At 72.4% G+C, this 22,149-nt stretch carries 21 protein-coding genes and 4 pseudogenes; 15 read left to right on the plus strand and 10 right to left on the minus strand.

Translation table 11 applies throughout. The features are described from left to right. A partial coding sequence (locus ACFWJ4_RS34690; protein WP_380551452.1) for an MFS transporter occupies window positions 1-1,548 on the minus strand: 1,548 nt, incomplete at its 3' end. A 124-nt stretch (window positions 1,549-1,672) separates the two neighbouring features. Between ACFWJ4_RS34690 and ACFWJ4_RS34695 the strand changes: the two genes are divergently transcribed. The 4 genes from ACFWJ4_RS34695 (at window position 1,673) to ACFWJ4_RS34710 (ending at window position 6,376) form a co-directional block, all read left to right on the plus strand. Further along, entirely contained in the window at window positions 1,673-2,371 is a 699-nt protein-coding gene (locus ACFWJ4_RS34695) for a TetR/AcrR family transcriptional regulator (RefSeq protein WP_380551455.1), read from the plus strand. Window positions 2,372-2,441: 70 nt separating this feature from the next. Next, window positions 2,442-3,404 (plus strand): prolyl aminopeptidase, encoded by a 963-nt coding sequence (gene pip, locus ACFWJ4_RS34700; RefSeq protein WP_380551458.1) that lies wholly within the window; start codon window positions 2,442-2,444, stop codon window positions 3,402-3,404. Window positions 3,405-3,510: 106 nt separating this feature from the next. Further along, window positions 3,511-4,509, plus strand: a complete 999-nt coding sequence (locus tag ACFWJ4_RS34705; protein ID WP_380551461.1) for a YdcF family protein — start codon at window positions 3,511-3,513, stop codon at window positions 4,507-4,509. 370 nt (window positions 4,510-4,879) lie between these two features. Next, window positions 4,880-6,376 carry a PHB depolymerase family esterase gene (locus tag ACFWJ4_RS34710; RefSeq protein ID WP_380551464.1) on the plus strand — a complete coding sequence of 499 codons (1,497 nt, stop codon included), beginning with the start codon at window positions 4,880-4,882 and terminating at the stop codon, window positions 6,374-6,376. Between the two features lie 104 nt (window positions 6,377-6,480). Here the strand turns inward: ACFWJ4_RS34710 and mca are convergent, their stop codons facing one another. Both mca and ACFWJ4_RS34720 read right to left on the minus strand, forming a co-directional pair. Then, entirely contained in the window at window positions 6,481-7,398 is a 918-nt protein-coding gene (mca, locus tag ACFWJ4_RS34715) for a mycothiol conjugate amidase Mca (RefSeq protein WP_380551467.1), read from the minus strand. 40 nt (window positions 7,399-7,438) lie between these two features. Then, on the minus strand, window positions 7,439-8,884 hold the full coding sequence (locus ACFWJ4_RS34720) for an MDR family MFS transporter (protein WP_359903706.1): 1,446 nt from the start codon (window positions 8,882-8,884) through the stop codon (window positions 7,439-7,441). A 196-nt stretch (window positions 8,885-9,080) separates the two neighbouring features. Between ACFWJ4_RS34720 and ACFWJ4_RS34725 the strand changes: the two genes are divergently transcribed. After that, window positions 9,081-9,728 carry a TetR/AcrR family transcriptional regulator gene (locus ACFWJ4_RS34725; RefSeq protein WP_380551469.1) on the plus strand — a complete coding sequence of 216 codons (648 nt, stop codon included), beginning with the start codon at window positions 9,081-9,083 and terminating at the stop codon, window positions 9,726-9,728. 415 nt (window positions 9,729-10,143) lie between these two features. Here the strand turns inward: ACFWJ4_RS34725 and ACFWJ4_RS34730 are convergent. Both ACFWJ4_RS34730 and ACFWJ4_RS34735 read right to left on the minus strand, forming a co-directional pair. Next, a pseudogene (locus tag ACFWJ4_RS34730) lies at window positions 10,144-10,376 on the minus strand (IS5/IS1182 family transposase); the annotation flags it as partial. A gap of 31 nt (window positions 10,377-10,407) precedes the next feature. Then, entirely contained in the window at window positions 10,408-11,397 is a 990-nt protein-coding gene (locus tag ACFWJ4_RS34735; RefSeq protein WP_380551472.1) for an alpha/beta fold hydrolase, read from the minus strand. 149 nt (window positions 11,398-11,546) lie between these two features. On the opposite strand from ACFWJ4_RS34735, the gene ACFWJ4_RS34740 reads away from it, so the two are divergent. Next, the gene (locus ACFWJ4_RS34740) at window positions 11,547-12,155 is read left to right on the plus strand and encodes a helix-turn-helix domain-containing protein (protein ID WP_380551505.1); all 609 of its coding nucleotides are present in this window, start codon (window positions 11,547-11,549) and stop codon (window positions 12,153-12,155) included. A gap of 43 nt (window positions 12,156-12,198) precedes the next feature. Here the strand turns inward: ACFWJ4_RS34740 and ACFWJ4_RS34745 are convergent, their stop codons facing one another. Together ACFWJ4_RS34745 and ACFWJ4_RS34750 are read right to left on the minus strand one after the other, a co-directional pair. After that, window positions 12,199-12,441: a hypothetical protein gene (locus ACFWJ4_RS34745; protein ID WP_380551508.1), complete on the minus strand. Its 243-nt coding sequence runs from the start codon at window positions 12,439-12,441 to the stop codon at window positions 12,199-12,201. A 309-nt stretch (window positions 12,442-12,750) separates the two neighbouring features. Then, complete coding sequence (locus ACFWJ4_RS34750) at window positions 12,751-13,200, minus strand: TIGR03618 family F420-dependent PPOX class oxidoreductase (RefSeq protein WP_380551475.1); 450 nt, start codon at window positions 13,198-13,200, stop codon at window positions 12,751-12,753. 472 nt (window positions 13,201-13,672) lie between these two features. On the opposite strand from ACFWJ4_RS34750, the pseudogene ACFWJ4_RS34755 reads away from it, so the two are divergent. Beyond that, a pseudogene (locus ACFWJ4_RS34755) lies at window positions 13,673-13,912 on the plus strand (DDE endonuclease); the annotation flags it as partial. A 168-nt stretch (window positions 13,913-14,080) separates the two neighbouring features. On the opposite strand, the gene ACFWJ4_RS34760 reads toward ACFWJ4_RS34755, so the two are convergent. Further along, the gene (locus ACFWJ4_RS34760) at window positions 14,081-14,659 is read right to left on the minus strand and encodes a TetR/AcrR family transcriptional regulator (RefSeq protein WP_380551478.1); all 579 of its coding nucleotides are present in this window, start codon (window positions 14,657-14,659) and stop codon (window positions 14,081-14,083) included. 86 nt (window positions 14,660-14,745) lie between these two features. On the opposite strand from ACFWJ4_RS34760, the gene ACFWJ4_RS34765 reads away from it, so the two are divergent. The 5 genes from ACFWJ4_RS34765 to ACFWJ4_RS34785 all read left to right on the plus strand — a co-directional run bounded on the left by ACFWJ4_RS34765 (window position 14,746) and on the right by ACFWJ4_RS34785 (window position 18,013). After that, a complete protein-coding gene (locus ACFWJ4_RS34765; protein ID WP_380551481.1) occupies window positions 14,746-15,627 on the plus strand; it encodes an SDR family oxidoreductase in 882 nt (293 codons plus the stop codon). Between the two features lie 212 nt (window positions 15,628-15,839). Further along, window positions 15,840-16,691 carry an NAD(P)H-binding protein gene (locus ACFWJ4_RS34770; protein WP_380551484.1) on the plus strand — a complete coding sequence of 284 codons (852 nt, stop codon included), beginning with the start codon at window positions 15,840-15,842 and terminating at the stop codon, window positions 16,689-16,691. 220 nt (window positions 16,692-16,911) lie between these two features. After that, the gene (locus ACFWJ4_RS34775; protein ID WP_380551487.1) at window positions 16,912-17,148 is read left to right on the plus strand and encodes a hypothetical protein; all 237 of its coding nucleotides are present in this window, start codon (window positions 16,912-16,914) and stop codon (window positions 17,146-17,148) included. A 37-nt stretch (window positions 17,149-17,185) separates the two neighbouring features. Continuing rightward, entirely contained in the window at window positions 17,186-17,308 is a 123-nt protein-coding gene (locus tag ACFWJ4_RS34780; RefSeq protein WP_380551490.1) for a hypothetical protein, read from the plus strand. Window positions 17,309-17,506: 198 nt separating this feature from the next. Further along, entirely contained in the window at window positions 17,507-18,013 is a 507-nt protein-coding gene (locus ACFWJ4_RS34785) for a hypothetical protein (protein WP_380551493.1), read from the plus strand. A gap of 386 nt (window positions 18,014-18,399) precedes the next feature. Here ACFWJ4_RS34785 and ACFWJ4_RS34790 read toward each other — a convergent pair whose 3' ends face one another. Continuing rightward, window positions 18,400-18,906 (minus strand): RICIN domain-containing protein, encoded by a 507-nt coding sequence (locus tag ACFWJ4_RS34790; protein WP_380551496.1) that lies wholly within the window; start codon window positions 18,904-18,906, stop codon window positions 18,400-18,402. A gap of 706 nt (window positions 18,907-19,612) precedes the next feature. Here ACFWJ4_RS34790 and ACFWJ4_RS34795 point away from each other — a divergent pair. After that, window positions 19,613-20,734: a hypothetical protein gene (locus ACFWJ4_RS34795; protein ID WP_380551499.1), complete on the plus strand. Its 1,122-nt coding sequence runs from the start codon at window positions 19,613-19,615 to the stop codon at window positions 20,732-20,734. Window positions 20,735-20,742: 8 nt separating this feature from the next. Here the strand turns inward: ACFWJ4_RS34795 and ACFWJ4_RS34800 are convergent. Beyond that, window positions 20,743-20,908: pseudogene (locus ACFWJ4_RS34800) on the minus strand (transposase); the annotation flags it as partial. Window positions 20,909-21,221: 313 nt separating this feature from the next. Between ACFWJ4_RS34800 and ACFWJ4_RS34805 the strand changes: the two are divergent. Both ACFWJ4_RS34805 and ACFWJ4_RS34810 read left to right on the plus strand, forming a co-directional pair. Continuing rightward, on the plus strand, window positions 21,222-21,623 hold the full coding sequence (locus ACFWJ4_RS34805) for a hypothetical protein (RefSeq protein ID WP_380551502.1): 402 nt from the start codon (window positions 21,222-21,224) through the stop codon (window positions 21,621-21,623). 176 nt (window positions 21,624-21,799) lie between these two features. Continuing rightward, a pseudogene (locus tag ACFWJ4_RS34810) lies at window positions 21,800-22,149 on the plus strand (protein translocase subunit SecD); the annotation flags it as partial.

Consider the following 22,149-nt stretch of genomic DNA (forward strand, 5'->3'; position numbering starts at 1 on the left):
GACTCCCTGGCCGGCTGGTCCATCCCGTCCACGCTGCGCTGCAGGGAGGCGGGCCCGGCCGAGCAGGACGGCGACCAGGACGGCGGTGACCGCGAGCGCGACCGCCCCGCAGCGCACGGCGAGGTGGATGCCGTCGATGAAGGCGCCGTCCACCGCCTCCTGGAGCGGACCGGGCAGTGCCGCCGCGGCTGCTCCACCGCCGTGTACCGCGCCGGTGGGCGCGTCCGCGATCGGACCGACGGCGTCCGGCGGGACGCCGAGCCGGTGCAGGGCGGCCGTCAGGGAGTCGGTCAGCCGGCCGGTCAGGACGGCGCCCAGCACGGCGATCCCCAGCACCCCGCCGAGTTCGCGCAGGGTGTTGATGGCGGCCGAGGCCATCCCGGTCTGGGCCGGGGCGACCCGCTGCATCACCCCGATCGACACCGGGGTGAAGGTGAGCCCCATCCCGAGGCCCATCGCGAACAGCGTCCACAGGTATTCGAGGTAGTGCGCGTGGTCGCCGTACAGTGACAGGCCGCCGAGGCCCGCCGCGCAGAGGACGAGGCCGAGCACCAACGGCGGCCGGGGCCCGTGGCGGGCGGTCAGCCGGCCGGAGAGCGGGGCGGCGAGCACCAGCATCGCGGTCATCGGCAGCCCCGCGTAGCCCGCGGCGGCCGGGGACCAGCCGAGGGTGCCCTGCATCATCAGCGGCAGGAAGAACAGCGCGCCGAACATCCCGAAGCTGACCATGAACCCGCTGAGCAGCGCGCCGCCCAGCATCCCGTCGCGGAACAGCCGCAGCTCCAGCATCGGTTCGGCGAGCCGCAGTTCGAGCAGCAGGAAGGCGATCAGCAGCACGGCGGCCGCGCCGCCGCAGCCGAGCACCCGGGCGTCGGTCCAGCCCCGGGACGGGCCCTCGATCAGCGCGTAGACCAGCAGGCCGAGTCCGGTGGCGGACAGGGCGAGGCCGCCGAGGTCGATCCGGCGGGCGCGCGGCGGGATGTCCGGGAGCACCCGGGCGGCGAGAAGCAGTCCGGCGACGCCGATCGGCACGTTGATCCAGAACACGCTGGCCCAGCCGAGGTGTTCGACCATCGGGCCGCCGACCACCGGTCCGACCGAGAGGCCGAGCGCGGAGACCCCGGACCAGGTGGCGATGGCCTTGGCCCGCTCCTGCTCGTCGGTGAAGACGTGCCGCAGCAGGGCGAGACTGCCGGGGGTGAGCAGCGCGGCGCCGACGCCCTGGAGCATCCGGGCGCCGACCAGCACGCCGATCGTGTCGGCGAGCGCGGCCAGGGCCGATCCGACCGTGAAGAGGGCGAGGCCGAGCCGGAACACCCGGGTGCGGCCATAGCGGTCGCCGAGTGCGCCACCGGTCAGCACGAAGGCCGCGTAGACCAGGCTGTAGCCCTCGGCGACCCATTGCAGGCCGCTGATCCCGGCGTCCAGTTCCTGGCCGATGCGGGGCAGGGCGTTGTTGACGATGACGTTGTCCAGCATGGACATGAACATGGTGACGCAGAGCGTGAGCAGCGCGAGCCGTCGGCGGCGGGCACTCGATTCCTCCATGGGTTCCCTCCCGGTCATGAGCCCCTAACACTGTTAGGGGTCGGCGCGACAGCCACAGAGTGCACCTAACGGTGTTAGATTGCAAGCGGGAATCCACCACACGGCCGGAGGCGTCCGCACACCCATGCCGCAGAACCACCCCGACACGCCCGGGACCGACGACACGACACCCGCCCTGACCAGGGACGCCCTCGCCCAGGCCGCCCTGCGCGTCCTGCAACGGGACGGCCTGGCCGGGCTGTCCATGCGCAAGGTCGCCGCCGAGGTCGGCGTCAAGGCGGCCTCGCTGTACTGGCACGTCCGCAACAAGCAGGAGCTCCTCGACCTGCTCACCGACGCGCTGTTGGGCTCCGCCGAGCCCCCGCCGCGCACCGGCGGCTGGCGCGAACAGTTCCACGCGTACTGCTGGCGCTACCGCCGCCTGCTGCTCGACACCCGGGACGCGGCCAAGGTCGTCGCCGGCCGGCTCGCCCCCGGGCCCCACCTGCTCGGGCTCATGGAGGACCAGCTGGACCGCCTCCGCGCGGCCGGCTTCTCCGACGCCGACGCCGCCATGGCCAGCTACCTGCTGGGCGCCTTCGTCCAGGGCTTCGTGCTCCAGGAACAGTCGCCGATCTCGGCCGCCGAGGTGCTCGGCACCAGCCGCCGGGACATCGCCGACGCCGCCGGCGACCTGTTCCGCGCCCTGCCCGCCGAGACCTTCCCCAACCTGGTCGCCCTCGCCGACGACCTCACCGCGCCGGACATGGACGCCCGCTTCGAGTTCGGCCTCCAGCGGGTCCTCGACGGCCTGGCCGCCCTGCTCCCGCCGGAGCGCCGCTGAACCCCTCCCCGGGATCCGACACCGGGGTAGGCTCGCCGGGCCCACCCGTACGACCACGGAGGAGTCACCGATGACCGAGCCGTACCCCCTCTACGAACCGTACGCACAAGGCCTGTTGGACGTCGGCGACGGGCAGCTGATCCACTGGAACGCCTCCGGCGACCCGGCGGGCAGGCCGGCCGTGGTGGTGCACGGCGGGCCCGGCTCCGGCCACAGCCCGGGCACCCGGCGGTACTTCGACCCGAAGCGCTACCACCTCGTCCAGTTCGACCAGCGCGGCTGCGGACTCAGCCGACCGGCCGCCGCCGACCCCTCGACCAGCCTGGAGCACAACACCACCGCGCACCTGATCGCCGACATGGAGCGGCTGCGCGAGCACCTCGGCATCGACAAGTGGCTGCTCTACGGCGGATCCTGGGGCTCCACGCTGATCCTCGCCTACGCGCAGGCCCACCCGGAACGGGTCTCCGCGATCGTGATCTGCGGGGTCACCATGACCCGTCCCGAGGAGACCGACTGGCTGTACCGCGGCGTGGGGCGCTTCCTGCCCGCGGCCTGGGAGGCGTTCCGGGACTTCCTTCCGCCCGCCGACCGCGACGGGGACACCTTCGAACTGCTCGCCGCCTACAGCCGGCTGCTCAACAGCACCGACGAGCCGGTCCGGCGGGCCGCCGCCAACGCCTGGGCCACCTGGGAGGACGCGGTCATCTCGCACGAGACGCTGGGCAAGCCGAACGCGTACACCGACCGGCCCTCCGACGAGCTGATGGCCTTCACCCGGATCACCGCGCACTACTTCTCGCACCGGGCCTTCCTGCCGGACGGCCAACTGCTGCGCGACGCCGGGCGGCTGTCCGGAATCCCCGGCGAACTGATCCACGGCCGACTGGACCTCGGCGGGCCGGTCGACACGGCCTGGCAGCTGGTCAAGGCCTGGCCGGACGCCCGGCTGACGGTCATCGACGACTCCGGGCACACCGGCAGCCCGCGGATGCGGGACGCGATCCTGGCCGCGATCGGGCGCTTCGCCTGAACCCCTGCCGGGCGTCCGGGGCACCCGCCGGGCGCTCACCGGGGCCCTCGGTTCCTCCGAACGCCCGGCCGGTTCGTACAGGTGGGATTCCCCTACGATACGACGCATGATCGCCTATGCCCCAGCCGCCCTGTTCTTCCTGTTGTTCGGAATCGGGGTAGTACGCGACCGTCGCCAGTTCAGCAACGCCGTCCTGCTCGGCATCGCCGTCTCCCTCCTGTCCCTCGCCCTGCTCGCCGAGCTCCGCAAGGCACCCAGCATGGTGATCACACTCGCGGCGGCGGTCATCGTCCTCCTCCCGGCCCTCGGCACGGCGGCCCTGGTCTGGTTCCTGCTCGCCAACGGCCTGACCATGATCCGCAAGGAGGGCAGACGGCCGGCCAACCTGCTGTCGCTGCTCGCCGGGCTGGGCATCCTCGGCGTCATCGGACTGCTGGTCGCCGCCCTCATCGTCCACTCGCGGCCGCTGGCCGCGCTCGCGGGCACCGCGGTGCTCGTGGTCGGCTACGTCTCCTTCCTGTTCACCTGCTTCGTCGGCTACGCCTTCCTGTACAGCCGCCACCGGCCGCGCCGGGACGTGGACTTCGTGATCGTGCTCGGCTCCGGGCTCATCGGAGGCGAGCGCGTCCCGCCGCTGCTCGCCAGCCGGCTGAACCGGGGCCGCGAGGTGTACGAGAAGCAGGCCGCCCGCGGCAACCCGCCGGTGCTCATCACCTCGGGCGGCCAGGGGCCGGACGAGAAGCTGCCGGAGTCCCACGCGATGGCCGACTACCTGGTCGAACGCGGCTTCCCCGAGGAGCACATCGAGCGGGAGGACCGCTCGCGCACCACCGAGGAGAACCTGCTGTTCAGCAGGGCCATCATGGAGCAGGCCAAGCCCGACTACCGCTGCGTCGTGGTCACCAACAACTTCCACGCCTTCCGGGCGGCACTGCTCGCCCGCCAGACCGGCGTCAACGGCCACGTCTTCGGCTCTCCCACCGCCCGGTACTACTGGCCGAGCGCCACCATCCGCGAGTTCGCCGCGATCTTCCTGTCCCACAAGCTGGTCAACTTCGGGATCTGCGGCTTCATCGCCCTCTGCGGAGTGCTCGCGGCCCTGTGAGCCGCCCCGGGACTCCCACCCGGGCGGGCCCCGGTCGCTCGGGCGGCCGGGGCCGGTTCTTTTCCATCCGTCATCGGCTTGTGGCGGTGGTCCCCGGGTTCGCCCCGGAACACCGCCGTCCCCGACGTCACCTCGCCTCAAGTGCGTTCCGGTGCGGGGCAGGTACGGCCTTCGGCGCTCCGCACGACGCGCGGCCGGGTCGCAGGACCACGGCGCGGGGAGCGGGGCGCGGGCCGCGGGCAGTAGGACCATGGCTGCCTGCGCCATGCCCGGGCGGTGGACCCCGGATGACCGTCACATGGCACCGGGCCCGCGGGCGCGCCACGCTGCACGGGACCGGCCCCCACTCCTCCCCCACGTTGGAGTCCCCATGCCACTGCGCCCCAACGCCGCGGCGCTGCTCACCACCGTCGCTCTCGCGCTCGGCGCCGCCGCGCCCTCCGCAGCCGTCGCCTCCCCCGCCGCACCCATCCCACCCACCACGGCCTCCGCCGCATCCTCCGTGGCGGCGGCCACGAGTGGCAGCTTCCAGCAGGTCACCGGGTTCGGCACCAACCCGGGCAACCTCGCGATGTACACCTACACCCCCGCCGGCTTGCCCGGCGGCGCGCCCCTGGTGGTCGCGCTGCACGGCTGCGTCCAGAGCGCCACCGACTACTACCGCAACTCGGGCTGGACCAAGTTCGCCGACCAGTACGGCTTCGCGGTGGTGTTCCCGCAGACCAGCAGTGTCAACAACAGCCTCTCCTGCTTCAGCTGGTTCGACGCGAGCCGGGCCGCCCGGGGCGTCGGCGAGGCCAGGTCGGTGGTCGAGATGGTCGCCAAGGCCGAGTCCCTGTACGGCTCGGACGCCCACCGGGTGTTCGTCACCGGTCTCTCGGCGGGCGGCGGGATGGCCGCCGACCTGTTGGCGGACTACCCCGACGTGTTCGCCGGCGGGGCGATCGACTCCGGGCTGCCCGCGCACTGCGCCACCACCCAGGCCGCCGCCTCCGGCTGCCAGAACTCCGACCAGGGGCTCACTCCGGCCCAGTGGGGCGACAAGGTCCGGTCCGCGTACCCGGGTTACGCCGGGCCGTGGCCCAGGGTGGCGATCTGGCAGGGCACCGCCGACACCGTGGTCAGGCCGGTGAACGCGGCCGAGCTGCGGGATCAGTGGACGAACGTCCAGGGCCTCGGCCGTCAGCCGACCGGCACCCGGAGCCTGCCCGGCGGCACCACCCAGGAGCTCTACGCCGATGCGAACGGAAGGCCCGCGGTGGCCGTGTTCACGATCAGCGGGATGGGCCACGGCCTGGCCGTCGACCCGGGCTCCGCGGCCGACCAGTGCGGGGCGACCGGCGCCTACTTCCTCGACACGATCTGCTCCGGCTACTACACCGCGCAGTTCTGGGGGCTGGACGGCGGCTCCGGCCCCACCGACCCCGGGTTGCCCGCCCCGACCGGGCTGACCGCGACCGCGGCCGCCGGGTCGGTCGCCCTCGGCTGGCAGTCCGTCAGCGGCGCCTCCTCGTACCAGGTCTTCCGCGATGACACCCCGGTGGGCAGCACGACCGGCACGGCCTTCACCGACACCGGACTCGCGGCCGGCACCACGTACCGCTACACCGTGGCGGCAGTCGACGGGTCGGGCGCCGCCGGCCCCCGGTCGGTGGCGGTGACGGCGACCACTCCGGGCGGGGGCACCCCCCAGTGCTTCACCGCCAGCAACTACGCGCACGTCTCGGCGGGCCGTGCGACCCAGACCGGCGGCCAGACCTACGCGCTCGGCTCGGGCCAGAGCATGGGGCTCTGGAACACCTTCGTCACCCACACCCTGAAGCAGACCGGACCGGGCTACTACGTGCTCGCCGACGGCCAGTGCTGAGCGGAGGGCCGCTGCCGAGCGGACCACCGCTGCCGAGCGGACGGCGGCCACCGCGCCACCGGGTGACGCCGCGAACGCCCGCGCCGCCGCGCCCGCCGTCCGGCTCATCCCGCCCCCACCTCCACCCCCGCCTCCGCCCGTAGCCCGGCGAACAGGTCGGTCTCGATCGCGCCCTCCCCGGCCGCCGCACCCACCACCGGCACCAGGCTCCGGGCCAGGTGGTAGTCCTCGGTCGGCCAGACCTCGCGCTCGATGTCCCGCGGGTGGGCCATGAAGGCCACGCCCGGCTGGACCTGGGTGGCGTGTGACAGCATCGCCGCGTCCCGTACGGCGAACTGCTCGGCGCACGCCACCCGGGTGGTGGTGGCCAGGGCCGGCGGGGTGTCGGGCCAGCCGGCGAGCAGCTCGCCCATCCCCGAGGGGACGCCCCGTTCCGTCATGGCCTCGTGCAGGGCCCGGAACCAGGCCCGGGAGAGCGCCAGGTGGTAGTACAGCTTGGACACCTGCCAGGGCTCGCCCGGACCGGGATCGTGCTCCGGGTCGGCGGCGGCTTCGACGGCCGCCACCGTGACCCGGTGGGTCATCACGTGGTCCGGGTGCGGGTAGCCGCCGGTCTCGTCGTAGGTGATCACCACCTGCGGGCGGAACTCCCGGATCAGTGCGACCAGCGGCGCCGCCGCGAGCTCCACCGGCCGGGCGGCGAAGCAGCCCTCGGGAAGGGGTTCGTCCGGGCCGGGCATCCCGGAGTCGACGAAGCCGAGGAACCGCTGGCGCACACCGAGGATCTCCCGGGCGGCCGCCATCTCCTCGCGCCGGACGCGGGCGATGTCGGCCCGGACCTCGGGCCGGTCCATGGCCGGGTTGAGCACCGAGCCGCGCTCGCCTCCCGTGCAGGTGGCGACCAGGACGTCCACGCCCTCGGCCGCGTACCGGGCGAGGGTGGCCGCACCCTTGCTGGACTCGTCGTCGGGGTGCGCGTGGACGCTGAGCAGGCGAAGGCCGTCGGGGTGACGGATGGACACGGGTGCCTCCAGGTCTGGGTGGTCGGGAACCGGCCGGTGGTCAGCCGGACCGGCGGGTGTTCGGGTAGAGCAGCGCCGGAGCGATGGCGAGCGCGGACAGGGCCAGCACCCACCAGAAGGTCTCGCCGAAGGCCGCACCCGGCCGGCCCGGGTGCCCGTCCTGCGCCTGCTGGAGCGCCAGCGTCAGCACCGCCGTGCCGAGCGCCCCGCCCACCCGGTTCAGCACGTTGACCGCACCCGCCGCCGCCGGCACCTGGTCCTTCTCGACGCTCCCGTACACCACTGCCAGGCCGGGGATCGCGATCATCCCCATGCCCGCGCCGCGCAGTGCCAGCGAGCCGGCGATCAGCCAGGCGGCCGGTTCGGAGCCGCTGCCCAGCTGGGTGAACGCGATCGTGCCGACCAGGGAGCAGCCGATGCCGATCATGATCAGCGGACGCGGCGCGATGCGGTCGGTCATCCGGGCGGCCAGCATGGCGGTGACCGCCGTGCCGAGGGCCTGCGGCGCCAGCAGCAGACCGGCCTCCACCGCGCCGGCGTGCTTCACCTGCTGGTAGTAGAGCGGCACCAGGAACATCGAGCTGTAGAGCGCGGCGCCCTGCAGGAAGCTGTTCGCCGTCGCCACGCTGAAGCCTCGCCGGGCGAACAGCCGCAGGTCGATCAGCGGCGTCCGGACGCCCCCGCGCCCCACCCGCAGCGCGTACCAGCCGTAGGCCGCCACCAGCACCGCGCCCGCCGCCAGAGCGACCCAGCCGGCCGTTGCGCCGTCACCGATCGTCGCGAGCCCGTAGACCAGCCCGGTCAGGCCGGGCGAGAGCAGCACCAGACCGGTCACGTCCAGCCGGGGCTTCGGTGCGTCCGACGTCTCGTCGGACGGCAGCCAGCGGGCGGCGAGCAGCAGGATCACCAGCCCGACCGGCACGTTCAGCAGGAACATCCAGCGCCAGTCGAAGTGCTCCAGCACCAGCCCGCCGAGGATCGGCCCCAGGACCGGGGCCAGGCTGATCGGAAGCATCAGCGTGCCCATCACCCGCCCGACCCTGGACGGCCCGGCCGCTTGTATGATGATCGCCTGGCCGAGCGGTTGAATCATCCCGCCGCCGATCCCCTGCAGCACCCGGAAGGCGATCAGACTGCCCGTCGACCAGGCCAGGCCGCACAGCGCCGATCCGAGCACGAACAGGACGACCGAGGCGAGCCACGCCCGCCGCCCCCCGAAGCGGCCGGCGGCCCAACCCGAGAGCGGCATGGTCAGCGAGATCGCCAGCAGGTACCCCGTGGCCACCCACTGCATCTCCGCGATCGAGCCGTGCAGATCGCGCCCGACGGAGTCGATGCCGACGTTGACGATCGTGCTGTCCAGCAGCGCGAGCACCGGCCCCAGCGCGAGCACCCCGCCCATCTTCCACAGGCCCGGCGGAATCGGCTCCGGCTCCCCCTCCCGGACTCCTCCCGGCCGGCCCTTCGCAGCAACGGATGCGGTCATGCGCCCTCCCCTGGTCGCCCTTGGGCGAGTCGCCCCCGAACCCGCGTGCCGCCACTTCGACGCTCACCCGGCACACTCTCGGACGCCCACCCGGGCAGCCGCTCCGGCCACCCCGGGAAGAACTTAGGACGGACCCATCGATTAGGTCAAATCTAATTCCTGTACTCGACCCAGACTCCTGCGCTAGGCTCCCGGCATGACCGAGACCGGGACGACTCCGAACCTGCGCGAGCTCAACAAGCGCCGCACCCGTGAGGCGATCTCGCACGCCGCGACCAGGCTCTTCATCGAGCGGGGCTTCGACCGCACGACCATCGCCGAGGTCGCGGCCGCCGCGGGCGTCGCCAAGATGACCGTCACCAACCACTTCCCGCGCAAGGAGGACCTCTTCTTCGACCTGCACGAGGAACTCGTCGTCCGGCTCGCCGCAACGGTCTCCGAGCGCGCACCGGGCGAGTCCGCGCTCGCCGCGCTACGCCGCGACTGCCTCGCCGGGCTCGACCGGCACGACGCCCGGCTCGGCTTCTCCGGCCCGGAGTTCGCCCGCACCGTGTTCGACAGCCCCGCCCTGGGCGCCCGGCTGCGCGAGTTGCACGAGCAGAGCGAGACGGCACTCGCCGAGGCGCTGGCCGAGGCGGTGCACGAGAGACCCGTCGGCTTCGAATGCCGGGTCGCCGCCGCGCTGCTCGCCGCCGTGGACCGTGCGGTGTTCGCCGAGGTGTTCCGCCGCACCCTGGCCGGCGAGGAGCAGGCGGCGATCGCCGCCGCGGTCCGCCCCTCGGCCCTCCGGGCCTACGACCGCCTGGAGAGCCCCCTCGGGAACTTCGCCGTCCGGGACGCCTGAGCAGGGTCGGGACTGGCGCGGTGGCTGACGCTCCGTTTCCAGTCCCCGCCGCTTCACACCGTGCATGCAGTTCGACCGCTGCACCCACCACGGCGACCGGATCGCCCGGAGCCCGGACAGCCCCCTCGACCTGGAGTCCCTGGCGTTTCGTGCCGCGGCTGCCCCGGCCGTGTCATGGCGATCGAGGCGGTCCGGGACGGCGACACCGTCCACGACGCCCCTCGCGCCAGGAGAGATACGCCTTCAGCACGGGCGGATCGTCCCAGTCCGCAGTGAGTGGCTGTGTTCCAAGGTCCTAGCGATGCTTGCCGAGGCCAGAAATCGAACAGGCGGATCGGCGCTGTGAGGAGGAGGTTGGATGGCCGTGGCGGCGGCAGCCGTGGATGGTCCGTAGATCCGGCGCCGTCCGAACGCCGGGCAGGACCACGATTCCCTTCGCATCCTTCGGCCGACCGACCGTCTTGACCGTCAGGTTCAGGTACGCCTTCGCCCAGCCGACCAGCCGACCAGCTGTCCCGCGCAGGCGGGGTCGGCCCGGACGATCGTGATCTCCGGGTGCATCAGCCGCAGCCGGAACAGGACTTCCTTCGCGGCGTCGCGGTCGGTGACGTCGGCGGGGGTGACCATGACGAACAGTGGCAAGCCCTTGCGGCGGAGGCCGGCCGGCACACCCGCCGGTTCAGCCCTGGAGGGAGGCGAGCCAGGCGGTCAGCAGGCGGTTGACCTCCTCGGGACGCTCCTGCTGGATCCAGTGCCCGCAGCCGTCCAGGATGTGGGTGGAGGCCAGGGCGGGGAGGGTGACCGGGTAGGCGTCGATCGCGTCGGCCATCCAGGTCGTGGAAGCGTCCAGGGCGCCGCCGATGAACAGGGACGGCTGCTTGATCGGGGCTCCGCCGTACTGGGCGAGGTCCTCCCAGTCGCGGTCCATGTTGCGGTAGCGGTTGAGGGCCCCGGTCATGCCGGTGCGCTCGAACTCCCCGGCGTACACGTCGAGGTCGTCCTCGGTCAGCCAGGCGGGCAGCTTGCCGCTGGGGAAGCGGTCGCGCAGCCGGCCGCCGGTGCGGGTCACGAAGTGCGGGTCGGGCTCGCCCTGGGCGGGCATGGTGTCGGCGGACATGGCCGCGTAGAAGCCCGCGAGCCAGCCCCGGAGGTCGGGCTCCATCTCTGCTTCGGCCTGGCCGGGCTCCTGGAAGTACGAGACGTAGAACTCCTGGTCGCCGCCCATCTGCGCGAAGACGTCGGTGGGGCGGGGGCCGCCGGGCGGCGCGTAGGGGACGCTCAGCAGTGCGACGGCGCGGAAGACCTCGGGGTGGAGCAGGGCGGAGGCCGCCGCGATGCTGGAGCCCCAGTCGTGCCCGACGACCACCGCCGTCTCCTCGCCCAGGGCGCGGACCAGGGCGACGTTGTCCTCCACGAGGTCGAGCATCCGGTAGGCGTCCGTCGCGGCCGGCTTGGAGGAGCGGCCGTAGCCGCGCACGTCGAGCGCCACGGCCCGGTATCCCGCCGCGGCGAGGGCCGGGAGTTGGCGGCGCCAGGAGTACCAGGACTCGGGGAAGCCGTGGACGAGCAGGACCAGCGGTCCGGTGCCCTGCTCGACCAGGTGCAGGCGCCCGGCGGGTGCCTCGATGGTGCGGTGGCGCAGGTCGGCGGACGGTGCGGGCTGGTGCATCGCTTCTCCTCGGTTCACGGGCGGCCGCGGTTACCCACCGATCATGCGGCGCGGCGGCCGCGCGACGCGAACACCCTTGCCATCGTGGCAAACTGGCAGGACAGGGCGGTGGAGGCGGCACGGCCGCAGGGAGCGGGGCGACGGTGACGGTGACGGACGACGGCACAGCCGACACGCTGGCGGCCATGGGCCCCCGGCTGCGGACCGCGCGCGAGCAGCACGGTGCCACACTCACCGGCGTCAGCCGCGCGACCGGCATCTCGCTGAGCACGCTGTCGCGGATCGAGACCGGCCGGCGCAAGCCGACCCTGGAGGTGCTGCTGCAGCTCGCGAAGGCGTACGACGTCTCCCTGGACGAGCTGGCCGGCACCGCACCCGCCGCGGCGGCCGGACCGCGCACCCCCGTGCCGCAGCGTTCCGGCAACGACAAGACGGTGCTACCGCTGACCCGGTACGTCGGAGGCCTGCACGCCCACAAGCACGTCCTGCCCGCCGTCGACGCGCCGCCGGCGCGGCCGCGGCAGGTCTCCCACGACGGGTACGAATGGCTGTGCGTCCTGTACGGGCGGCTGTGGCTGGCGCTCGGCGAGCAGGACCTCGTGCTGAGCGCCGGGGACGTGGCCGAGTTCGACACCCGCACCGCCCACGGAGTCGCGAACGCCGGACCCGGCGGACCGGTCGAATACCTGATCATGTTCGGGCCGCAGGGAGAGCGCCTACGACCGCGCACCCCAGCCCCCGACCGCGGGGTCCGGTAGTGCGGAGCACAGCGTCCAGGCCCCCGCGCCGGCGCCTGCGGCTTCACGCCTCGGCGGCGTCCGGATCACGCGGTGTTCGCAGGCCGCCGGGCAGGGCAGGGAGCTGGAAGGAGTACCGGCCGAGCATGTTGACGTGGTGCCGCACGAACGGTGAGAGGCGAGCCACGTCCTCGTCACGCCGGTGGCCGAGCTCGTCGGCGAGGCTGAGATTCTCCCCCGAAGGCCAGGCTGTCGGCGCGGCGGCGGACCCGTCGCCGTCAGTGGTCGTTCCTGGACTCCGACCCATGGGACTTTCGATATCGGTGGGACTCCTCTACGACCAGGCTCGCAACGACGCGGAAGGCCTCGACCGTCACCGCTCTGCCTTCGCCCGCCTCGGCCAGGCGCTCATGGAGGAGGGAATCGGCCGGCACGAGCTCCGACGGGCGGTTCCCACCGCACACACCCACCGCACACCCGCCGAACACCCACAGAGACGGAGTCCGGGCGCCGGCCCCCCGATGGTGGTCGGCGTCCTCGGTGTCCGACTGTCGGCGGTGCAGCTGCTGGACGGACTTGAGGTCGCGCATCCTGTCGGCGGCGCCCGGCAGGTGCACTACTCAGGGGCGGGGACGGGGCCGCCGGGTCGGAATCGCTCCACCCCGACAATGTGCCGCACCTTGACCGGGCGCACGATCACCGCGACCCGCTGCTCACCCGGCATGGTCCACTCGTAGCGCTCCACGCCCAGGTATTTGCGGGCCAGCCGGTCCATCCGCTCGTGCGCTTCCTCACCCTCGATGAAGCGGGCCACCACGCCGCTGATCTGCACGCGGTCGAAGGGGTCGGTGGCGTCCGCGTGCGAGAGATAGACGCGCGGGTCGCGACGCAGGTTCTCTTCCTTCACCCGCCCCACCGAGGTGTTGAACGTCAGTTCCCCCTCTCCCTCCAGATCCACCCACATCAGGCTGACCTGCGGTGCTCCGTCGGCGAACACGGTGCCGACGTACCAGATGTTGGGTGCCTGCAACCGAGCGCGGACGGCTTCGTCGAATGTCGCGGTCATCCCGGGAGGCTACCAACCACGAAGGGTGCCGTTCGCGTATGCGAGTGAAGCTGCTGATGAAGCCGTGAGGGTCTGTTCCGCCGGTCGGGGGTGGGGCAGAGGCGTTCGTGCTGGCGGCCTCGGCGGCGAGGCGAATCCTCAGCGGTTCGTTCAGGCGGCTGAAGTGGCAGAACGCCAGGTGAGCAAGGTCGACAGCCCTGCAGGCCAAGATTGCCGACCGCAAGACCCACAGGTCGACTCACCCGGAGACGATCAGTAGGAACGTTGGATCACATCTCGCGCCGGTTGTTCGTCCAGGAGAGAGGATCAGTGTGCTCTCACATCATGATCTTCCTCGGCCGCAGCCGCAGATCATTTTGAAACCGTCAGTCACTGGGGTTTTCGTTCGGCTGCCGGGCAGTGACAGGTAGTGATCCCTGAACGGGTGCGGTAGGAGGCCGCTGCCCTGTTCGAGGCAGGCGAGAGCACCTCGGTGACGCCGCCGAACGCCCGCGCCTGGGGCCGGCGCGGGCACGCACCCCTCGTCCGTGTCCGGGGACGCTCCCGCCGTCGGATCCCGGTGGCCGCGCCGTGCTGTTACGAGCCCGGCGAGGAGAGCAGGGTGATCTACCGGCCCCGCTTCCACCATCCGCTCAAGGGAGCCCGCAAGAGCTTCGCCTGGACCGACTACCGCGACCTTGCCGTCCGCGCGCACATTCAGGTGGGCGGCCCCGGGGAGGAAAACGCATCACGGCTCCGTGCAGAGGTGTTCCGGACTCGGCTGCGGCCTCCTTGGACGCCTGGATACGGCGGCCCACAGCCAGGATCGGGCCGGCGGGCTCGAAGAGCGGTGAGGTCTGCTTCTCGTCCACGGCACCGGCGTTGGACGGTGCTCGTCCGGTCAGCCCAGCGATGCGCTCGCCGCGCGCAGTTCGTCCAGGGCCGCCAGGGTGTACCCGGCGAGCTCGCCCTCGGCGCCGCGGTCGTCCTCGGCCCATTCGGCGTACCCCCGCTTGAAGGCGAGGACGCCCAGCTCGCCCGCGAGGGCCGCGGTCGGGTCGGGTACGCCGCGGGCGACCAGGGCGGCTGTCATCGCGGCCGCGAGGCTGACGGTCTTGAGGGCGTCACGCTCTTGCAGCTCGGCGCTGGCGGCGACGGCCGCCTTCAGGCGGGGGGCGAGCTCGCGACTCCCGGGGCCCATCGCGGTCGAGGCGCGTTCGAGACCGGCGGCGACCGCCTCGAGCGGGCTGGCGTCACCGGGCGCGTCGGCGATCCCCTCGGCCAGCAGCCGGCTCAGCGTCTCCTGCCCGGCGACCAGCAGCTCGCGCTTGTCGGGGAAGTGCCGGAAGAAGGTGCTCTTGGTGACCCCGGCACGCTCGGCGATCTGCGCGACCGTCGTGGCGTCGTACCCCTGCTCCGTGAACAGGTCGACCGCGGCCACGACGAGGCGTTCACGCGCACCTGGTTCCCATCGACCCATGGGGTTCAGCATACGTGATGGGACTCTTGTCCCATCACTCTGCTACGGTGATGGGACAAGAGTCCCATCACTTCTGGGAGGGTTCCATGCGCGTCTTCGTCACCGGCGGCACCGGCCTGATCGGTTCCGCCGTCGTCGCCGAACTCCTCGGCAACGGCCACACCGTCCTCGCACTCGCCCGCTCCGACGCCTCCGCACAGGCAGCCGAGGCAGCCGGCGCCGAACCGCTACGGGGAGGCCTCGCCGACCTGAACGTCCTGCGCTCCGGTGCCGCCCGGGCCGACGGGGTGATCCACCTGGCCTTCGGCAACGACTTCAGCAGCCCCGAGGCCCTCGCCCGGAACGTCGCCGAGGAGACCGCCGCCCTCACCGCCCTCGGCGAGGAACTCGTCGGCAGCGACCGCCCCCTGGTCACCGTCTCGGGAACGCCCTGGGTGCCGGGCCGTGCCTCCACCGAGGCCGACCCGGTGCCGACCGACGGGCCGGTCGGCGGCCGCGGTCGCACGGTCACGGCGATCCTGGGCCTGGCCTCGCGCGGGGTCCGCAGCACGTCCGTACGCCTGCCGCGCACGGTTCACAACGAGGGCGCGGGCGGGTTCGCCGGCCTGCTGACCGACATCGCACGCCGAAGCGGGATCTCCGGCTACCCCGGCGACGGCACCCAGCGCTGGCCCGCGGTCCACGCGCTCGACGCGGCCGTTCTGTTCCGGCTCGCCCTGGAGCAGGCGCCGGCCGGTACCGCCTGGCACGCCGTGGCCGACGAGGGGGACCGGGTACGGGACATCGCGGCCGTCATCGGCCGACGGCTGGGCCTGCCGGTCGAGTCGGTGCCGGAGGAGACCTACGGCCCGCTCGGCCCGATCTTCAGGGCCGACCAGCCCTCGTCCAGCACCCGCACCCGGCAGGCGCTCGGCTGGGAGCCGAGGCACCCCGGCCTCCTGGAGGACCTGGAGACGATCCAGCCCTGACCGGCGACCGACCGTCCCGTCGCAGCGACATCTCGGATCCGCGCATCCGCGCATCCCGCGGTCGGCGCGCTCCGGCTCCCGACCCGCTCCCCCGCACCGGCGCCGACGACCAGGCCGTCGGCGCCGGTCCGCCACCCGCAGGGAAGCGACACCTCTCGCACCACCCCCGCCGATGCGGCAACTCACGTCCACAACAAGCAGGAGGTTCCATCATGGTGGCAGTCGTCTTCGGCGCCCGCGGCAACGTCGGTCGTCATGTGGCCGGTGGCCTGATGGCCGCCGGTGAGCAGGTCAGAGCGGTCAGCAGGACCCCGGCCGCGGGCTCGACGCCCGGGTGCGAAGCAGTCGTCGCCGACCTTGAGCGCCCCGAGACGCTCCCCGCAGCGCTCGACGGTGCCGACAAGGTGTTCCTGTACGGAATGCTCGACCCCCGGAAGCCCTACGACATCGAGAAGGTCACCGCTGCTGCCGCAGCCGCGGGGATCCGGCAGGTGGTCCTGCTCTCGTCGGTGTCCGTCGTCCTGGACCCCGACGCCGACCACCCGGTCACCCGCCTGAACCGCACGATCGAGCAGGCCGTCCAACGGTCCGGCATGGACTGGACGTTCCTCAGGCCGGGGACGTTCGCGACCAACACCCGCACCTGGTGGGCCGAATCGATCCGCACCGACAACGTCGTCCGCCTTCCCCGTCCGCTCGCACAGTCGGCACCGGTGCACGAGAAGGACATCGCGGCGCTGGCGGTGACCGCCCTGACCGAACCGGGCCATTCGCACCAGGCCTACACCGTCCACGGGGCAGAGTCCCTGACCCTGCAACGCCAGGTCGAGCACATCGGCGAGGCCATCGGCCGTCACATCCGGATCGAGCACATCTCCGACGAGCAGGCCCGCGCGGAAATCGCCAGAACCATGCATCCGGTCGTGGCCGAGGCGATCGTGAGTCAGTGGGCCGCCACCGACGGCGTCGCGGCCGCGACCTCCGCCATCGCCGAAAAGATCACCGGCGCTCCGGCACACACCTACGCCCAGTGGGCCGTCGACCACGCCGACGACTTCCGCTGAGCCTGTCGTGCCGACCGGCCGTGCGGTGCGACCCGACTGCTCGGCACTCCGGATTCCGCCGCCCCGGCCAGTACCCCCATGTTGGGTGGTCGGCAGCACCAGCTGCCGACCACCCCGCAGCCGCGCTGCTATATTGAACACGTTCAAACTTGATGGGCGGGACCCGCCCCGGGATCCGCTCCGAACTCGGCCAGGGGGACACGTGGCACCAGGAAACGGTGTGGATGTGGCGTCGCGCGCAGTGATCACTGTGCTCACAACCTGGGTGACACTGGTCGCGCTCCTTTTCCTGCCGACGCTGCTGCCGAATCGATGGCAGTACTACATCTACTCGCCCGCCAGCGTCGCACTGTGGATGCTGTCCATGCTCGTCGGTCCGGCCCTGGCATGTGCCGGCAACCGGCAATGGATCCGCCACGGCGCATGGAGAACCGCAGCCGGCGGAAGCCGGCCCTGACCGAGCGGATCCGCCGCCGTACGCCTTCGACCACCCGATGGACGCCGCCGTCCTCGTCGACGAGCTGCGCGAGCAGATGACCACCGAGCCGACCCTGCTGAACAACCGGATGCCCAAGCTCGTCGTGGAGTTCGACGAGCACGACGGTGACCAGCCGTAGGAACGCGTCGTCGTTCGGGAAGACCTGGACGACCTCGGTGCGGCGTCCGATGCATCCGCCCGGTCGGCCCCGCACGAGCGGGGACAGCTCCGGCACCTCCGCCCACGGGAGGCCGCAAAAAAACTCCGCGCACGAACGCGCGCTCAGCCAGCACAATGGGGCCGCACCGCAACAACGGACGAAAGGACCCGGACGGCCGTGCTCAACCCGATCGCCGCGCCGGACGCACTGTCAGCCGCGGCGGAACCCCTCCTGGACCTGCTCCAGGACTGCAACCACGAGCCGTTCATCGAGCTGCTTCACGTGGTTCCCGTGACCGGGATGACACCCGGTACTGACCGGATGCAGGGTCTCGCTCAGGCCGTCCACGACGCCGGCGGCTGGGGCAGCGGATACCAGGTGGGAGCACCGATACTCCCGCTCGCCTCCCCCCGGGCCTGGCGGGACATTCTCCATCGGCAGGTGACCAAGGGGTTCATGCAGCCCCCCAAAACGGAGTTCGTGCCCAACCCGCGCACGCCCGATGAGATCCGGCAGGCCGGCGAACTCGCCGATGGCCTCGCCGACCTCATCGAGGCACACCTGGGTCCCGTCCGAAGCTGCGGCGATGTCGGAGGTCCGCACTCCTACTGCATATGGTGGCGCAACCTGTTGTTGGTCACCGACAGTTGGGCCACCATCCTGCATCTCGCAATCAGCGACTGACCAACCAGCTCTCCGTCACCGGCAACCCTCCGGCTTCCTGGGGTCGTGTCCTGCGGAGTGGCGTAGCGGATCAACCCGGGGCGGTGTTCATGGTGTTGGGCGGCTCGGGGGCGTGTTCGGGGAACTCGGCGGGATTGACAACCGGGTTGTCTCGCCGTCGACCGGCCGGACGGTGAAACCACTGCCCTCCCGACAACCGCCGGCCGTATCTGCGGCCCCACGCCGCTCCGACGCCCGGCACCGTGATGGTGCCGGGCGTCGACGTGTCTGCGAGACAAGGTCAGGAGCACGCAGCTGAGATCACCCGGCTGGAGGACCGGCCCGGAACAGCCGAGGCCATGCCGGACTCGGCCTTCGGTCACCGGGCGACCACGCGCGAGCGCGTCTCAGCGCCACTTCTGCGTGGCGGACCAGTTGCACTGCCACTGGTTCGCGGTCGCACCGTTGTGAGTGGCGTCGTTCCAGATCTCCAGACACTTGCCCGAGTTCCTGTTGCTGATTTCGCCAGTGGAGGTCAAGAGCCACTGCTGGGTTGGTGATCCGTTGCAGTCCCACTGGCCGGCAAAGGCGCCGTTGTCGGTGGCGTCGCCCCAGATCTCCAAGCACTTGCCCGAGTTCACATTGACGATGGCGGCCCAGGCACCGTTGAGGTACACCTGCCATTGCTGGGTTGCCGATCCGTTGCAGTCCCACTGGCCGGCACGGGCGCCGTTGTTGGTGGCGTCGTTCCAGATCTCCAAGCACTTACCGGAGTTCACGTTGACGAAGGTTCGTGAACCCGCCGACAGCGAATGCACGGTAGCGGCGTCGGCGGATGGTGCGGCCGCGAAGCCTGTGGTGACCACGATTCCGGCGACAAGTGCCGCTGTTCCCTGACCGATCCGAAGCCTCATTGGCTCTCCTCATGGGTGGGGTGGCATCCCGTGCCTACCCGGCCGATGGCCGGGGAATCGATGGGGTGGGCGAATGGCGGGAAAGCACGGGAGTCGTGTCGGATGTCGACCCCGCCGATGCCTGCGCCCGCCCGGCGTCCGGAGGCCTCCCGGGCGGCGAGCCGCGCCTCGCTTCTCCCGAAGGACTGCGTCGGCAACCCTCGGGAGCCGGGTAGATCTCAGGACCCTGGGCGCTCACGGCATCGCAGGACGGCGGCAGGGGCCGGTGCGGTGGTGGCGGAGTGCTGCGGCGAGCGGGCCCGGGTCGACGGTGGGGGTGCGCCCGAAGTCCGGGTTCGCGGCTGGTCGGGAGTCCGGCCAGGGCCTCGCGGATGGTGGAGCACAGGCCGTGGGTGGGCTGGACGCTGTCGTAGGCGGCCAGGGCCGCTGTCCGGACGTCGATGTGGTCGGCGAACGGGCGGGCCTGGCCGTGCCAGTGTCGTGCCCCCTGGTTGAACGCCCTCGTTCCGGGCGAAGTCCGCGAGAAATTTCTTCGAACCGACCTGTCAACCCCCCGGGGGGATGGACGTCTATCAGGGTGAGAGGCGGGGAGAGCGAGCCGGCGGAGCCGGGGGGCTCGGGCCGGCTCCTCGGGGCGCGACATCGGGCGCCCGTTCATCCGATCACCATCACCTTCATCACCACGTGTCCTTGGGGGGACTGTCACATGAACGCGTCCGTTATCGCCCGTATTGCGAAGATCGTCCCGCTGGCCGTCGGTGTCGCCGCCTGCGGCCCGACGAACGGCGCAGCGTCCGTCGCCGCCCCCGCCCCCCTCCACTCCGGCCGTCACCTCCTCGGCCACCCCCGCGCGGGCGCCGTCCCGACCACCCCCGCCCCGGCCGCACCGACCACCGAGACGGCCCCGCCCGCCGCCGCAGCCGCCAGGACCGACGTCAAGGCCGCCGCGAAGGCCCCGGCCAAGCCGGCGCCCGCCAAGCCCGGTGGCATCGGCATCACCTTCAACGGCCTGCGCGAGGGTCAGAAGATCCAGGTGGGCGACAAGGTCTCGTTTTCGGTGACCTGGAAGAACAACGACGCCTCGGGCACCCGCGCGGTGGCGCCGGTGGTGGCCACCCAGCAGTACGAGGGCGCGCAGTGCCGGCAGATGCTCTCGATGGCGCGGGGCACGCTGGAGCGCAAGGACGCCACCGGCTGGAAGGCCATGCCCTCGCTCAGCCAGGGCGGCGACATGGACTACGCGGGCACCGGCAACGACGCGGCCTTCACGCTGGCCGCGGGCGAGAGCCGGACCGTCGAGTACCGGATGGTGCTCGACGCGGGCAACCAGCCGGGCCGGCTGTTCGTCGAGGCGGACGCCGTGACGCCGTCCACCTACAAGGTGCTGACGAAGGGCGTGGTGGCCACGGCGGTCGTCGACTCCCACCGTCCGGTGGTGAAGTCGGTGTCCAAGCCGACCCCGCTCGTCGTCGGCAAGACCCCGACCGAGTTCTCCTTCAAGGTCTCCTCGCCCGACGGACCGAAGCTGCTGCGCCCGACGGTGAACCTCTCCCTGCCCGCCGGCAAGGGCCTGACCGGGGAGGACGTCACGATCGAGGCGAAGGTCGGCGGCGAGTGGAAGTCCTTCGAGGCGGTCGAGGACTGCAACGGGCGGATCGGGGTGGCGCCGGCCCAGCTGACGGGCGTGATGCCGGGCAACCCGGCCGAGTACACCTTCCGGGTCGGCCTGAAGCGGACCGTCGGCGGGCCGGTGGAGATCGAGGTCGGCTGCGCCTCGGACGGCCACTACGGCGCCCGCACCACCGTGCGGCCCATCGTCCAGCGCTGACGCGGCAGCCCGTACCGAAGGGGCAGGTACTCCCAGCTGGATGCCGGTGTGCAGCACGAACAGGATCCCGCACAGCGCTTGGCGGTCCGGCATGCGAGGCCGCCCCGGCTTCGGCTTCGGACCCGGTTCGGGCGACAACGGCTCGATCAGTTTCCACAGTTCGTCCGACACGATCCACGGACGAGACTCCCGCTTATCGGCTCCGCCTGCGCGGAGGCGGCCCGGAGAACTGACAGTTCGTCACCGATGCCGAAAGTGACCGCCTGCCCCGGTTCGGCGCGCGGACGGCACAGCATGAGGAGACTCACTGATGGAGAGCACCGTGCGGCCCCCGCCGGACCGTGACCCCGGCCCCGACCGGTCCGATCCGGTCCGCTCCGCCGCCCGAACTTCCCCATGCGGCTGCGTCGTCGCCTACAGTGAGAGCTTCTTGCGGACGGGACCGGGTGACGGCACGAGCGGGGAGGGGGCCGGAGTGGAGCGACGCGTGCGTCGGACCGCGGCGGCCGCGCTGTCCTGGGCGTTCCTCGCGGCCTGGGCCGTCTGCCAGGTCCTCCTCGGCACGGCGACGGGCGCGGCGCAGCCGGCCCTCGGTGCGCCGCCCGCCGTCGCCGCCCCGGCCGCTGTCCGGCTCGGTCCGGCGGGCGCGGAGGTCCGGCGCTTCGCGGACCGCCCCGGCTCCGATGTCGTCCAGCGGCAGTCGGCCGCCGCCGAGCCCGGTGTCCGGCTGCCCGCGCTCCCGCCGGCCGTGCTTCCGGTCGCCCGGACGGACGCCCCCCGGTTCCGGCCCGGGGTGTACGCCGCGGGTCCGCGTCAGGAGCGGGCGCCGCCGTTCGACCGCTACGACCCCCGCCACACCCGCGGTCCCCCCTCCACCCGGTCCAGCTGACGTCCCATCGCGCCCGCCGACCCGGGTGCCGCGGCCTGCCCGCGGCCCGGACGGGAGGGCTCCGGCCACCGTGCCCGGAGTGTTCCCGGCGGCGCGCCGTCCCCTCGCGTCCGCCCGTCCCGGGTGCGGCGTCCCCCGAGGACGCCCGGCTCCCGCGGACCGCCCGTGGAGTACCCATGCCTTCTCGCCGTACCGTGTTCTGGCGCGCGCTCGTCGCGCTCGCCGTCGTCGGTGTCTCGCTCTACGTCGCCCTGACCACCCCGCCCCGCCTCGGCCTCGACCTGCGCGGCGGCACCCGGATCGTCCTGGAGACCCAGGACTCGCCCACCGTCCGCGCCGACGCGGACGCCACCGACCGGACGCTGGAGGTGCTGCGCCGCCGGGTCGACGGCCTCGGCGTCGTCGAACCCTCGCTCGCCCGCGCCGGGGAGCGGCGCATCGTCGTCGAACTCCCCGGCGTCCAGGACCCCCGCGAGGCCGCCGGGGTCATCGGCCGCACCGCCCAGCTCACCTTCCACCCCGTCGT

The sequence above is a fragment of the Kitasatospora sp. NPDC127067 genome, assembly GCF_042724755.1.
Classification (GTDB): domain Bacteria; phylum Actinomycetota; class Actinomycetes; order Streptomycetales; family Streptomycetaceae; genus Kitasatospora; species Kitasatospora lactacystinica.

What these genes read in the sequence shown, in the direction of transcription:
- ACFWJ4_RS34750 (WP_380551475.1), bottom strand. Translation starts at nt 13,200, where the DNA reads ATGACCGCGACATTCGACGAAGCCGTCCGCGCTCGGTTGCAGGCACCC.
- ACFWJ4_RS34720 (WP_359903706.1), bottom strand. Translation starts at nt 8,884, where the DNA reads ATGACCGCATCCGTTGCTGCGAAGGGCCGGCCGGGAGGAGTCCGGGAG.
- ACFWJ4_RS34760 (WP_380551478.1), bottom strand. Translation starts at nt 14,659, where the DNA reads ATGGGTCGATGGGAACCAGGTGCGCGTGAACGCCTCGTCGTGGCCGCG.
- ACFWJ4_RS34735 (WP_380551472.1), bottom strand. Translation starts at nt 11,397, where the DNA reads ATGCACCAGCCCGCACCGTCCGCCGACCTGCGCCACCGCACCATCGAG.
- ACFWJ4_RS34705 (WP_380551461.1), top strand. Translation starts at nt 3,511, where the DNA reads ATGATCGCCTATGCCCCAGCCGCCCTGTTCTTCCTGTTGTTCGGAATC.
- ACFWJ4_RS34710 (WP_380551464.1), top strand. Translation starts at nt 4,880, where the DNA reads ATGCCACTGCGCCCCAACGCCGCGGCGCTGCTCACCACCGTCGCTCTC.
- ACFWJ4_RS34695 (WP_380551455.1), top strand. Translation starts at nt 1,673, where the DNA reads ATGCCGCAGAACCACCCCGACACGCCCGGGACCGACGACACGACACCC.
- ACFWJ4_RS34780 (WP_380551490.1), top strand. Translation starts at nt 17,186, where the DNA reads ATGGACGCCGCCGTCCTCGTCGACGAGCTGCGCGAGCAGATGACCACC.
- ACFWJ4_RS34790 (WP_380551496.1), bottom strand. Translation starts at nt 18,906, where the DNA reads ATGAGGCTTCGGATCGGTCAGGGAACAGCGGCACTTGTCGCCGGAATC.
- ACFWJ4_RS34770 (WP_380551484.1), top strand. Translation starts at nt 15,840, where the DNA reads ATGGTGGCAGTCGTCTTCGGCGCCCGCGGCAACGTCGGTCGTCATGTG.
- ACFWJ4_RS34795 (WP_380551499.1), top strand. Translation starts at nt 19,613, where the DNA reads ATGAACGCGTCCGTTATCGCCCGTATTGCGAAGATCGTCCCGCTGGCC.
- ACFWJ4_RS34765 (WP_380551481.1), top strand. Translation starts at nt 14,746, where the DNA reads ATGCGCGTCTTCGTCACCGGCGGCACCGGCCTGATCGGTTCCGCCGTC.
- ACFWJ4_RS34725 (WP_380551469.1), top strand. Translation starts at nt 9,081, where the DNA reads ATGACCGAGACCGGGACGACTCCGAACCTGCGCGAGCTCAACAAGCGC.
- ACFWJ4_RS34745 (WP_380551508.1), bottom strand. Translation starts at nt 12,441, where the DNA reads ATGGGTCGGAGTCCAGGAACGACCACTGACGGCGACGGGTCCGCCGCC.
- pip (WP_380551458.1), top strand. Translation starts at nt 2,442, where the DNA reads ATGACCGAGCCGTACCCCCTCTACGAACCGTACGCACAAGGCCTGTTG.